This window comes from Hymenobacter ruber, from assembly GCF_054783255.1.
The window spans coordinates 462,313-475,811 of the sequence record NZ_BAAGQX010000003.1; the positions used below are offsets into that span (position 1 = coordinate 462,313).

A 13,499-nucleotide genomic window follows, 5' to 3' on the forward strand; every position below is an offset into this window, starting at 1 on the left:
GCGGCGGGGGGGGGGGATTGCCACGGTCTGGGCGAAACAGCCAGTTGGTCGGATGGCGGGCATCCGGCCGGTTAAGTCAGATTAATGGGAAACGTGGGGAGCGGTGCTGTCCTCATTGTAGCCGATTTGCAGGTCAGCGTCGTGGTGCTCTTCTACTGCGCCGCCGATGTACATCGAGGTCAGCAGCGTGAAGATGAAGGCCTGCAGAACGGCCACCAGCAGTTCCAGCACGTTGATGAACAGGCCGAAGGCCAAGGTCACCGGTGCTACGGCCCACGATTTGAAGATAAACACCAGGCTGATAAAGCTCAGCACTACGATGTGACCCGCCGTGATGTTGGCGAACAGACGAATCATGAGCGAGAAGGGCTTGGTGAAAATACCAATTACTTCCACGATAATCATGATGGGCAGCAGAGGCTTGGGCACGCCGGGCGTGGCAAAAATGTGCGCCCAGTAGTACTTGTTGCTCGATGCCAGGGTAATAATCAGCGTGAGCAGGGCCAGCACCATGGTCACGGCGATGTTGCCGGAGAGGTTGGCCGCGCCGGGCGTGAGGCCCAACAGGTTGTTGAACCAGATGAAGAAGAACACCGTGAGCAGGTACGGCATGTAGCGCTCGTACTTCGGGCCGATGTTTTTCTTGGCTACTTCGTCGCGGATGAAGACGATGATGGGCTCGAAGAACGACTGAATGCCTTTGGGGGCGCGGCCGTGGTTCTTGCGGTAGCCGCTGGCTACAGCGGTGAACACAACCAGCATCAGAATAGCGCTGCCGATAAGACCGGCAACGTTTTTGGTAATGGAGAAGTCGTAGAGCTTACTGCCATCGGTGCTCACGAGTTTCTCGTGGTCGAGCTTCAGGCCGTCGTATTCTTTGGCGGGGCCTTCCGACTCGCCGTTGGAAATGTGCTTCGACGAGAACACCGACAAGCCCTTGCCGGGACGGTAGGCAATGATGGGGAGGTAGGTGGTGAAGTTGCCGTTGTCGGTAGCCAGCCAATGCCACTCGTGCGAATCGCCGATGTGGTGCAAAATCATTTCACCGGGATTGAAGCCTTCGGCCTTTGCGCCCTCGCCGGTGGGTTCGTTAGCGAAAACGGACAGGGAGACGAAGCAAAGGAGAATCGAGAGTAAACGCTTCATTCAAAGTTAATTAATGACTAATTCCGGGCTAACGCATTATCATTGCGCTACTTGCTTTCCTGAAATCGGCCGCAAGTTACTCAAAGTAGCCCAGATTTCAAACCCGGCCCATGAAAAGTACAGGATGAAGAAGGCAGCAAGGAAGGTCCAGATGCCCCTTGGCTCGCGGGCAATTCCGCCCGCCAGCAGCCACGTGACGAGGCCCAGCGAGGTGAGTAAACGGACCGTCATGCCTATCAAATAGCCCATGGCCAGGCTGTGCGGGTCGCGGGCCACAAGGCGCGCGGTGAGGCTGTAGGCGAAGTAGGTGAGCGCCGCCATGACGGCAAAAATGAGCCCGGTTCGCGGGTGCACCACAGCGGTGCCATATATGCGGTGCAGAGCGTAGATGGGCAAGCCCAGCGCGGCGGTAAAGACCAGAAACTGGCGCAGAAACTTAGACATGGATTTTACTAGCGTTGCAGCCGTGCCTTACAGCGACTCTTTGGTGAGGCTGCGGATGACCTGGAATACGGCCACGAACACGCCCAGCAACAGCAGCCCAATGGTAAGCCAGGGCTGGGTGTGGAAACGCCCGTCGAGCCAGGTACCCAGCCAGGCGCAGCCCCCGATGATGGCCAGCATCTGGAAGGCTAGGCCGGAATACTTCATGACGGCCTGCAGGCGGTTGTTGCCCGTGGGCTGGGGGTCGGCGGGAGTGGGCATGGGTGGGATGGGAAAGACGGTTGACAAAGTTACGGCGCGGGCGGGGCTACGTTTGCCCGGGGAAAAACGTAATTTTACCCGTGCGGCTTCGTTATCTGACAGAGCCGTCGAACATTTCCGGCTGCTTTGGGCGTTCCGGCTGCTCCGGGCCGTCCTTTCCCTTGCTTTGATTTTGACACATTATTCGCTGACATATCGCTGGGCTGCGCTGCTCACCTTCCTGCTGGGAGTGGGGGCGGCGGGCTGCGCATCGGACAAAAACCTGGTGGCGCACGCCTTCAACAACGTGGCCGCCCGCGACAACGCTTATTTCCTGGCCCGCGAGAAGCTGCATGCCGCCGAAGACAAGATGTACGCGGCGCGGGTGAACGACTACAACCAGACGTTGCCGCTGTTCCCCACGCTGGACAGCGCCAGCGTGAAGGCCAACCGCGCCGACTTGAATGACATCATTAAGAAGGCCTCAATGCCGATTCAGAACCGGCCGGGCTCGGACTGGACGGATGACGCCTACATTCTGGTGGGCTGGGCACGGTTTTATCAGATGCAGTTTGACGACGCGGGCCAGACCTTTAAGTATGTAAACTCGACCAGCAAGGACGCTAATGCTAAGCACGAAGCCCTGATTGGACTGATGCGGACGTTTGTGGCGCAGGGCGAGATGGAGAGTGCCAAGGCCGTATCGGACCTGCTGGACAAGGAAGAAGGCTTGCCGCAGGATGCGCGCCAGCTGTTTCTGACGCGTGCCGACTACTATATCCGCACGGAGGAGCCGGCTAAGGCCATTCCGCAGCTGGAAAAGGCCATTCCGCTAATTGAGTTCAAGAACGAGCGGTCACGCACGCGCTACATTCTGGCGCAGCTGTACCAGGATGCCGGCGAGAACAAGAAGGCCTACGAGCAGTTGGAGCAGATTATCGCCCGCAACCCGCCGTACGAGCTGGACTTTCAGGCCAAGCTGATGCTGCCGCAGGTATCGGACCTGAGCCCGGCCGACCGGGTGAAGCTGAACAAAAACTTCGCCGCCCTGCTGAAAGACCCGAAGAACAAGGACTACCGCGACAAAATCTACTACGAGATGGCGCGGCTCAACTACCGCGAACAGAACTACCCTGAAGCGCTGAAGCTGCTGCGGCAGTCCGTCAAGGCCACGACTACCAACCGCCTCCAGAAAAGCTACACCTACCTGCTGGCCGGCCGCATCTATTATGAGAACCTGCAGAAGTACCGCCTCGCGGCGGCGTACTACGACAGCACGGTGCAGAACCTGAACAAGGAGGCCAAAACCTACGCCGCCATCAAGGAGCGGAGTGGAATTCTGAAGGATTTTGCCAAGCAGTACACCATCATCGAAACGCAGGACAGCCTGCAGGCGCTGGCCCGCCTGGCGCCCGATGCGCTAAGTCAGCAGCTCAATACCTACGCCGAAGCTGAATTGGCCGCCAAAAAAGTTGCCGCCGACCGGCTGGCCGCGCAGCAGAAGAAGCAAGCAGCCGCCGCCGAGTTTGCCAGCCGGACCACCTCCAGCAGCAGCGGCCTGGGCAGCAACCTGCCCGGCGGGTCCAACAGTCCCGACCCGATGGCCTTTGACCCCACGGCGGTGGCGGCGGGAGCACAGTGGTACTTCGACAACCCGGCGACGCTGGGCACGGCTCGCGCCGACTTTATTCGAAAATGGGGCGACCGGCAATTGCAGGACAACTGGCGCACCAGCCGGCAGACCAGCAGCTCGCCCAATACGACGGCCAATGGCGGCGTGCCGCTGACGATGACCGGCAACGACAATACGCGGGTGAATGGCGGCCGGCCCGATTCGGCGGCCACTGCCGCTGCTGCCAACCCCAACGCCGCCAAGGATGCTTTGGTGGCGCAGTACCGCAAGGATATTCCCACAACGCCCGCTCAGTTGGCTGCCTCCGACAAGCAGGTGGAAGGCGCGCTGTATGAACTGGGTGGCATCTACAAAGAGCAACTGAAAGAGCGCGAAAAGGGCTTCGAGACTTACGAAAAGCAGGTGACCCGCTACGTGCGCGGCGAGCACGCGCCCGATGCCTACTACCTGTTGTACCTGTACTATAAAGACAAGCCCGACGCGGCGAAAACCGCACAATACGCGGCGGCGCTGCAACGCGAGTTCCCGGAGTCGCTGTATGCCAAGCTGATTGCCGACCCGCTGTACCGCGAGCACCAGTTGGCGCTGCACAACGCCGTAGCCAGCCGCGTCGATTCGGCCTTTACTTACTATAAAAATCAGGAATTCCGTAAGGCCACGGCCGTACTGACGCGTACCGAGCAGCAGTACCCCAAAAGTGACCTCAACGACCGGGTGGCCTACCTGAAAACGCTGCTCGTGATTCGGACCCAGCCACCGCTCACGGCTCGTTCCTCGGTGGAGAAGTTCTATAAGGACTACCCGGATAGCCCGCTGGTGCCGCAGGCCCAGGCACTGGCCGCCACTTACAAGAAAATAGATGACGGACAGATTGCCGGCGCGCTGGCTTCTACCGAAAAGCCCGTGGTGTCCATTTTTCGCCCTGGTGAAATTGACAACCGCATGCGCATTGTGTATCGGGAAGGCGACAGTCCGGCCAAAGCGCTGGGACCAACGACGACACCGACTCCGGCAACGCCAGCCCCTACGGCGCCGGCACCGGATGCGATGCGGCCCCGGCCCAAGCCCTCGGCTCTTGTTGAGGCCAAGCCAGAAGCGGAGAATTCGGCCAACGCAGCGGGTTTGTCGACTAATCCTTCCGGTGAAGTTCCGGCTGCTGCTCCTGCCAAAAATGCGGCCCCCACGCTCACGGCGGGCGGGGCACCGATAGCTGCCGCTCCGGTTCGGAAAGGCCGACCTACCCGCAAGCAGCTGGCCGATGAAGCAGCAGCGAAAAAAGCGGCGGCTTCCGCAGCAGCTACTTCTGCTACCGGCGCTGTGCCAACGCCGACTACTGGTAGCAGCCCGACTACTACCGTGCCTGCACCAACAACCACGCCGACTTCTGCCGCTGCTCCGATTGGGGCACCGGGCGCAACGATGCCCGCAACGGCGGCTCCCGTTCGCAAAGGCCGCCCCACGCGCAAGCAGCTGGCCGATGAGGCCGCCGCCAAAGCCGCCGCCGCCAAAACTGCAGCAGCAACCGGGGCCACACCCGGCGCTACGCCTCCTGTGCCCGCCAACACCACCCCGACAACTTCTGCGCCGGCTCCTGCCCCCACAGCTGGCGCCAGCACGGCCTCCTCGGCCCCGGCCACAGCTTATACCACGCAACTGAATAGCCCGCACGTGGTAGTGCTGGCCTTTCCGAAGGACTCGCCGGCTATTGCGGGTCTGGCGGCGCAACTGGCCACGTATAACACCCGTTTCTTCAAGGCGAATAACCTGACGGTGGAATCATCGCCGCTGGGGGCTGAGCAGGAGCTTATCGTAGTGAAAACGCTGCCGTGGGCTAAGGTGGCCCAGAGCTATGCCACGAAGCTGCGCGGGCCGCAGTCGCCGCTGGCCAAGCTGCGCGGGGCCGGTTACCAAACGCTCGTCATCAGCCCCGAAAACCTGGCCTTGCTGCAGAGTAGTGGGGATTTGGCGGGGTATTTGACGTTCTACCAGCGTGTTTACAAATAACCGGTTGTCGACCTGAACAGTACTTCAAAGCCTCCGGCGCGGCCGGAGGCTTTATTTTTGCTGAATAATTCCGTTTTTGATTCCTATGCCCACCTCCTCCCCCGCCCGTCGTCCCAAGCCCATGCCCCTGAAACCGGCCCGTTCCGGCCGATTCACGGCGTTTGTGCGCACCATGTGGCTGCTGTTTGGCGTGGGCGTGGTGGGGCTGGGCCTGTTTGTACTGGCTGTCAGTGGCAACTTCCTGAACCTGTTCGGGCGCATGCCCAACCTCAAAAGCCTCGAAAACCCGCGCTCGGAACTGGCCTCCGAGATTTATTCGGCTGATGGCGTGTTGCTGGGCAAATACTTCCGCGAAAACCGCACGCCCGTCGACTTCAAGGACCTGCCGCAGAACCTGATTGACGCCCTCATCGCCACCGAGGACGTGCGCTTCGAGCAACACTCCGGCATTGATGCCAAGAGCGTGCTGCGGGCCGTAACCGGCGTGCTCACTTTCTCGCACAACGGCGGCGGCTCCACGCTCACGCAGCAGGTGGCCAAGGTGCTGTTTCGTACCCGCGGCGACCTGAACGACGGCACCCTCAACAGCACCGGCAAGCTCGGCCTGCTCATCACCAAAACCAAGGAGTGGATTCTGGCCATCCGGCTGGAGCGCAACTACACGAAGCGCGAAATCATCCGCATGTACTTCAACACCGTGGAGTACGGCTCCAACGCTTTCGGCATCAACACTGCCGCCAAGACGTTCTTCAACAAAGCCCCCAAAAACCTGACCACGCCCGAGGCCGCCACCCTCGTTGGCATCGTGAACGCGCCGGGCCGTTTCAGTCCTGTGCTGCACCCCGACCGCTCGCGCAAGCGCCGCAACTGGGTGCTGCGCCAGATGGCAAAGTCGAACTACATCACGGATGTCGAGCTGGCCCAGGACACCGCCAAGCGCATCGTGCTGCACTACTCCGTCGAGAATCCCAGCAAGGGCCTGGCCCCCTACTTCCGGGCCGAGGTGGTGAAGTCGCTGCTGAGCTGGGCCAAGGAAACCGACCACGACCTGTACGCCGACGGCCTGAAAATCTACACCACCATCGACTCGCGCATGCAGGCTTACGCCGAAAAGTCGCTGGCCGAGCACATGACCTTGCAGCAGAAATGGTTTTCGGCCCACTGGAAGGGTCAGCTGCCTTGGCGCGACGAGAACGGCAAGGTTATCCCCAATTTCCTCGTGAATTCCATGCGCCGCACCCAGCGCTACAAGTCGCTGATGGCCCAGTACGACGGCAACCGCGACTCGGTGAACTACTACCTGCACAAGAAGTACAAGATGCCGGTGTTCACTTGGCAGGGCGAGAAGGAGATGATGATGTCGCCCTACGACTCGCTCGAATACTACAAGCGCTACCTCCAGGCCGGCTTCATGGCCATGAACCCGCTGAACGGCCAGGTGAAGGCCTGGGTGGGCGGCCCCAACTACAAGTTTTTCAAGTTCGACCACGTGCGCCAGGGCAAGCGCCAGCCCGGCTCCACGTTCAAGCCCATCGTGTACGCCGCCGCCATCGACCAGGGCTACTCGCCCTGCTACCCGCGCCCCGACGTGGCCACCACTTTCCCCGCCGTAGCCGGCCGCGCCGCCTACACGCCCCACAACTTCGAGGGCGGCTTTTCGGGCCGCACCTTCACGCTGCGCCAGGCCCTGGCCCGCTCCATGAACTCCATCACCGCCTGGCTAGTGATGAAACTCGGCCCCGAAACCATCGCCACCTACGCCAAGCGCCTCGGCATCACCTCGCCTGTCGATGCCGTGCCTTCCATGGGCTTCGGCACCTCCGATTGCAGCATTTATGAACTGTGCGGCGTGTACTCCACTTTCGTAAATAAGGGCGTGCACACCGAGCCCATCATGGTCACGCGCATCGAGGACAAGAACGGCAACGTGCTGCGCGAATTCGTTCCCCAGACCAAGGAAGTACTTAGTGAGGAAACGGCCTTCATAATGACCAACATGCTGCAAGCCAGCACTACCGAGCCTGGCGGCACCAGCACCATCCTGCACACCGGCTTCAAGTTGCCCTATGAAATCGGGGCTAAAACCGGCACCACCAGCAACTACTCCGATGCTTGGTTCATGGGCATCACCCCCGACCTGGTGTGCGGCATGTGGGTAGGCGGCGAAGACCGCAGCATCCACTTCCGCACCGGCACCTACGGCCAGGGCGCCCGCGAGGCTCTGCCCCTCTACGGCCTCTTCATGCAGAAGGTGTACAAGGACAAGAGCATCGGCATCAATACCGGCCCTTTCCCAGTTCCCGCCGCCCCGCTCAGCATAGAAATCGACTGCTCGAAATACTACGGCGGCCAGCGCGACACCATCCCCGCCGACCAAAAGATGCAGGTGCCCGACGCCGGCGATTTGGACGACAAGGATATTTAATCCCCTTTTAAACCGCAACAATTACCCTTTTTCAAAAATGACCGGCGACTTTTGCCGGTCATTTTTTGTTATTTCCGTACGCTGAACCGCGGGCTTTTTTCTCACCGCCTCCTCCGCCGAATCCGTCTGTCTAACTCTGCGCTATGGCCGCCAACCCCGAACTACAAGCCCAAATCTCCGCCCTGCCCCACAAGCCCGGCGTCTACAAGTATTTCGACGACGAGGGCATCATCTACGTGGGCAAGGCCATCGACCTGCGCAAGCGTGTAAGCAGCTACTTCACCAAGCAGGACCACAACAAGAAAACGCAGCAACTGGTCCGCAATATCAAGCGGCTCGAGTTTACCATTGTCGACAGTGAATCCGATGCTTTCCTGCTCGAAAACAACCTCATCAAGCAGCACCAGCCCAAGTACAACATCCTGCTCAAGGACGGCAAAACATACCCCTTCCTGTGCCTCACCAACGAGCGGTTCCCCCGCCTCATCCCCACCCGCAACAAGATAAACGACGGCTCGCGCTACTACGGCCCCTACGCCAACGGCACCGCCCTCAACGTCCTGCTGGAGCTCATCCGCGCCCTCTACCCCCTGCGCACCTGCAACTACAACCTCACCCCCGCCAACGTCGAAGCCGGCAAGTTTAAGCCCTGCCTCGAGCTCCAAATCGGCAACTGCAACGCCCCCTGCATCGCCAAGGAGGATGAAGCCACCTACAACGGCTACATCCAGCAAATCCGCAATATCCTCAACGGCGACCTGCGCATCCCCAAGCAGTACTTCAAGGAGCGCATGAGCGCCGCCGCCCAGGAAATGCAGTACGAGCTGGCCCACGCCTTCAAGGTCAAGCTCGATAAGCTTGAAGCCTTCCAGGCCAAGTCCACCATCGTCTCGGACACGCTCACCAACATCGACGTCTTCGCCATCGCCAGCAACGAGAAATCGGGCTTCATCACCTATTTAAAAGTGATGAACGGCAGCATCATCCTCACCCAATCCCTCGAAGTCACCAAAAAGCTCGACGAGGATGACGCCGAAATCCTTGCCCCGCTCATCATGCAGCTCCGCCAGGAATTTGAAAGCGAGTCGAAGGAAATCCTCACCAACGTGGCCGTGTCACTCCCGCTGCCTGGCACCACCCTCACCGTTCCCCAAATCGGCGACAAGCGCAAGCTGCTCGAATTAGCCATCAAAAACGTGCTCTACGCCCGCAAGGAAAAGGAAAGCATGAACGAGAAGAGCAAGGACGTGAACGAGGTGCGCATCATGGAAACCATCAAAAAGGACCTGCGCCTCACCGAACTCCCCAAGCACATCGAGTGCTTCGACAACTCCAACTTCCAGGGCGATAACCCCGTCTCGGCCATGGTCTGCTTCCGCAACGCCAAGCCCAGCAAGAAAGACTACCGCCATTACCATGTCAAAACCGTCGTCGGCCCCAATGACTTCGATACCATGTACGAAGTCGTCACCCGCCGCTACCGCCGCCTAGTCGACGAAGGTGCCAGTCTGCCCCAACTCATCATCATCGACGGCGGCAAGGGCCAGCTCGGTATGGCCGTCAAGGCCCTGAAAGACCTCAACCTCTGGGGCCAGATGTCCGTCATCGGCATCGCCAAGCGCCTCGAAGAAATCTACGTCCCCAACGACCCGCTCCCTATCTACATCGACAAACGAAGCGAGTCTCTGCGCCTCTTCCAGCGCATGCGCGACGAAGTGCACCGTTTCGGCATCACCTTCCACCGTTCCCGCCGCGACGCCGGCACCCTCAAAACCGAGCTCACCGATGTTAAAGGCCTCGGCCCCGTCACCGCCGACAAGCTCCTCAACAAGTTCAAGTCCGTCAAGAAAATCCGCGAGCTCAGCGAGTCCGAGCTAGTCGCCGAAGTAGGCAAAGCCAAAGCTAAAATCCTCCAAACCTACTTTGCCGAGCACGATGCCCCCTCCCACCCCATGCCCCCACGCCAACTTCCGGCTTAAGCAAATGTCACCAAATAAAAAGGCCACCGCATTGCTGCGGTGGCCTTTTCGCTTTAGTAACCAAGTGAGGCTAGAAGCTCCACAGGTTGTACTCGTACTCTACCAGGTCAGCCGCCGTCTGCTGAGCAGCCAGGATGCCCTGCTGAGCACCACCGTAGATATCATCCAGACGGCTGTCGCCAGCGTTCGACACTTTGGTGATGTAGGAGTTGAACAACCACAGTTCAAACGCATCAGCGAGGTTCTTGTGCTGCGCATCATTCTCGGCATTGAACCAGATGGCATTCTGCGGATTATTGCGGAACACCTTCACCAAGTCGCTGTACTTGAAGTAGCCAATCGGCTTTTCAATGCCCGAAGTGTTGGCAGGCAACGTCGAAGGAACGAAAAGACCAATGGACTTAATGTCGTGATACATCCGCGACCGTTTCTTGTCGAAAATCATATCTTCCTTCAACTCCATCTCATACAGGTCCTTGTACCGGTACAGGTTGGCGGGAGGTGCTGGCGGGGCTACCGGAGCAACTGCTACGGTCTCATAAATGGTTTTGCCCTTCTTGTCCTTCATCGGCTTGCCGTTAGGGCCAATCTTGGGCTGACGAACCGTTTTAGCACCAGTGGTTTTCTTCTTAGGAGCGCCCCAGTCATCACCGCCACCGCCCAGGTCGGCCTGGCTGAAACCAGCAGCCTTCTCCTCGTCGCTCAACTTCACCGCCTCATCGGCATATGACATGTTGGACGAGATTTCCTGAGGGTTAAACGTAGACGTCAGCGAATCATTTTTGTATGCCTGCAATTCGCCACGCTTCACAGCCTCCAGAATCACCCGGCTGATTTCCTTGCCTTCGGAAAACATGGGCTTGTTCTGCTTCTCGCGCAGGTCTACCTGCCGCCAGATGCTCTTGCGAAACATTTGGTCCGACGGCGGAATCGGCCGGTGCGAGCCCGTGCTGCTCGCCGTAGTGGCTTGCTCCTGGGCCGAAGCCGAGAGGGAAAGCGACAGGCCCGCCGCAATGGCGGCCAAGGTGTGAATGGATTTCATAACGGGCAAAAGCAAATTGATTTTAAGATAGTTCGCTAACGTGACTACAGCACAAATATTATAGCAGCGGGATGTTGAACTGTTTCGAAACGCTCACCGGTTCCACGTTGCCCTGGAAGGTCTGACGCTGCACCTCTTTCACTTCGATGTACAGACGGTCACCGTCGCGGTAGGCATTCACCACATCGCTCAGGTCAGCCGTGGGGCCAGTGATGGTTTTCGTCGGCAGAGCCGGACGACGGCCACGTACCAGCGTCACTTCGTAGCGCGATACGCGGAACTTCGCGTCATCGGGCAGGAAGGTAGCAAAGCCGGCATCCGGGATAGCGCGCAGGTTCAGCGAGCGAACAGCCGTACCGGGGGTACCCTGCTTCTCGTTGGCCTGACGGCCACCTACCCAGCATTCAACGGTAGGCTTAGGAATAGGACGCACCTGGAAAGTCTGCGAGCCAATAGCATTGCCACCGCTGCTAACGTTCAGGGTAACTTCCTTCGAGTTCGGAATCAGCGTCACATCGCCAACCTTCGCACCCTGGATAGCCGAAGCACCCGAAGCCGAGAAGCTAGGTTTGTACTGAGCACCCAAAGCCGGCACCGAAACGTTTAGCTTGTTGCCGCACTTGAAGTACAGGGCCTGCACCGAAGCTGACTGAATCTGCATCACCGGCTTGGTGATGGTGTACTCTACCTTTTTGGTAAAGGTCGTGTCGCGGCCGTTCTGATTGAAACGGATGGTGCCAGTCCAAGAAGCCTTGGCATTACCCGAAGCATCGAAGTTGCCCGGACGAGCCGTGAATTCAATCTTGCCGTGGCCATCAGGACCAACCGGAATGGGCGAGCCATTCAACGCCATTTTCTGCTGCAGGCCAGTAGCCGAAGCAGTCAGGAAAAGTTCGGCTTTGTACTTAGTGCCAGCAGCCACCGTGTTCGACTCAGCGCTAGCGAAAGCACCAATTTTGTCGAACGAAACGATTTTGGCACCTACTTTCTTAGCCTGCTCCGACAGTGCGTCAGCTTCCAGCTTCAGCACAGCTGTTTCCTTCTGCGACAGTACTGCCAAGGCAGCTACCAGCGGTGTGTTCTCAAAGTTCAGCTCAGCAAAATCCTTATTGCGCTGCTCCATGGTGGTGTGCTCCTTGGAGTTGATGATACGCGCATCTTCCCGGCCGTCCAGTGCCAGCGGAGTCGCGTTTGGCACGTAGGTCTTGATGAAGGTCGAGTAGTTGTTCAACTCCGCCTTCAGCGGGTAAGCCAAACCATTCTTTTTGCCGCCCAGCATGATGGGCATCACTTTGTTGTTGGCGTCCGGGTCTTTAAAGTCGGGCGAGCCCTTCACGTTGCCCGTGCCAGCGATGAGCTTGTCGCGAACGTCCTGCAGATAGGCAATCATTGCCTTCGTTTTGGTCCGGATTTCTTCGCTTTGCTTCAGCACAGCCACGTCGCTGGCCATGTTGTGGTTCTTGTCCACAGCTGCCTGAATACCTTTCACGGTATTATCAGCCGCCAGGTTCGTTTTGCCATTGACGTCAATCAAGCTGTCGTCGATGAACTTGAACTTCAGCAGAATCGCTGAGTTCACTTGGAGCGCCAGAAGAGCGGTTAGCACGAGGTACATCATGCCAATCATCTTCTGCCGCGGGGTTTCTTTTCCGCCTGCCATTATCTGTTTCCGCTAAAATTGGATGAGAACTATCTGATGCGCTGGTAGTGCTTAGGCTTGGGCCGGGGCACGCATGGCGTTCAGCATGTTGCCGTACACCCGGTTCAGCGAGGTCAGGTTGCCCGTCAGGTCAGATACTTGCTTCTGGAATTGCTCGGTGTCTTTGCCGGCCTGGGTCATGTTGTCCATAGCCTTGCTCAGCGTACCGTAGAACTGGTTCATGGACTTCAGGTGCGTGTTGGCATCCTGCAATTCCATTTCGTACACAGCGTTCAGCGCGCCCAGGTTTTTGGTCACGTTCTGCACCTGCATGTGGTACTCTTTGGCATCCGAAGTAGCATTCGACATGGCCGAAATAGCTTCTACCGTGTTGCCGTAAGCCACGTTGATTTTGTCGAGCGAGTCAGCGGCCGAGCGCACTTTCTTGGTGTACTCGTCGGTCACGTTAGCAGCTTCGCCCAGTTGCGACATCTGCGAAGTAGTGGTGCTGAGGCGGTTCAGGCCCTGGCCCAGGCTGCTGAGAGCCTCCGGGGTTACGTTAGCATTTTTCAGCATATCGTCCAGCTTCATCGTGAGGCCTTTGGCATCATTGGCACCACCTACCTGGCGGCTGCTGGTCGACGGGTCATAGCCATCATTCAATTCCGGGTACACCAATGCCCAATCGGGCTCGTGTGCCTGGGGCTGGAAAGCGCTGAGGAAGAAGATAACGGCTTCCGTTCCCAGACCCACAATCAGCATGATGTCGGCACCCTGCCAGTGTTCGATTTTGAACAATGCACCAACAATTACAACGGCTGCACCGATGCCGTAGATTTTGGGCATCAGCGAATCATAGAGAAAACTTTTAGCTGCCATGAGGATTAACGATTGAAAGAGGTTGAAGAAGGTGTGGGGGGAGGGTGGTTAAAAGATGGCGTCAGCCG

General features: G+C 58.6%; 9 protein-coding genes. 3 read left to right on the forward strand and 6 right to left on the reverse strand.

Annotation, left to right across the window (positions count from 1 at the left end; translation table 11 throughout):
- Positions 1 to 81 precede the first annotated feature (81 nt).
- The 3 genes from atpB to ACYVM5_RS09005 are packed head-to-tail and all read right to left on the reverse strand — an operon-like array spanning position 82 to position 1,851.
- Entirely contained in the window at positions 82 to 1,146 is a 1,065-nt protein-coding gene (gene atpB, locus ACYVM5_RS08995; RefSeq protein ID WP_460617790.1) for a FoF1 ATP synthase subunit a, read from the reverse strand.
- A gap of 39 nt (positions 1,147 to 1,185) precedes the next feature.
- Positions 1,186 to 1,590, reverse strand: a complete 405-nt coding sequence (locus tag ACYVM5_RS09000; RefSeq protein ID WP_460617791.1) for a hypothetical protein — start codon at positions 1,588 to 1,590, stop codon at positions 1,186 to 1,188.
- Between the two features lie 27 nt (positions 1,591 to 1,617).
- Positions 1,618 to 1,851, reverse strand: a complete 234-nt coding sequence (locus tag ACYVM5_RS09005) for an AtpZ/AtpI family protein (RefSeq protein WP_460617792.1) — start codon at positions 1,849 to 1,851, stop codon at positions 1,618 to 1,620.
- A 172-nt stretch (positions 1,852 to 2,023) separates the two neighbouring features.
- On the opposite strand from ACYVM5_RS09005, the gene porW reads away from it, so the two are divergent.
- From porW to uvrC, 3 genes are all read left to right on the forward strand, one after another.
- Positions 2,024 to 5,467 (forward strand): tetratricopeptide repeat protein, encoded by a 3,444-nt coding sequence (gene porW, locus ACYVM5_RS09010; protein ID WP_460617793.1) that lies wholly within the window; start codon positions 2,024 to 2,026, stop codon positions 5,465 to 5,467.
- 85 nt (positions 5,468 to 5,552) lie between these two features.
- A complete protein-coding gene (locus ACYVM5_RS09015) occupies positions 5,553 to 7,892 on the forward strand; it encodes a penicillin-binding protein 1A (RefSeq protein ID WP_460617794.1) in 2,340 nt (779 codons plus the stop codon).
- 143 nt (positions 7,893 to 8,035) lie between these two features.
- On the forward strand, positions 8,036 to 9,871 hold the full coding sequence (uvrC, locus tag ACYVM5_RS09020; RefSeq protein WP_460617795.1) for an excinuclease ABC subunit UvrC: 1,836 nt from the start codon (positions 8,036 to 8,038) through the stop codon (positions 9,869 to 9,871).
- 70 nt (positions 9,872 to 9,941) lie between these two features.
- On the opposite strand, the gene porN is transcribed toward uvrC, so the two are convergent.
- Genes porN through porL form a run of 3 tightly spaced genes read right to left on the reverse strand, consistent with a single transcriptional unit; the run spans position 9,942 to position 13,431 of the window.
- On the reverse strand, positions 9,942 to 10,913 hold the full coding sequence (porN, locus tag ACYVM5_RS09025; RefSeq protein ID WP_460617796.1) for a type IX secretion system ring subunit PorN/GldN: 972 nt from the start codon (positions 10,911 to 10,913) through the stop codon (positions 9,942 to 9,944).
- Positions 10,914 to 10,971: 58 nt separating this feature from the next.
- On the reverse strand, positions 10,972 to 12,573 hold the full coding sequence (gene porM, locus ACYVM5_RS09030) for a type IX secretion system motor protein PorM/GldM (protein WP_460617797.1): 1,602 nt from the start codon (positions 12,571 to 12,573) through the stop codon (positions 10,972 to 10,974).
- A gap of 51 nt (positions 12,574 to 12,624) precedes the next feature.
- On the reverse strand, positions 12,625 to 13,431 hold the full coding sequence (gene porL, locus ACYVM5_RS09035; protein WP_460617798.1) for a type IX secretion system motor protein PorL/GldL: 807 nt from the start codon (positions 13,429 to 13,431) through the stop codon (positions 12,625 to 12,627).
- Between the last annotated feature and the right edge of the window lie 68 nt (positions 13,432 to 13,499).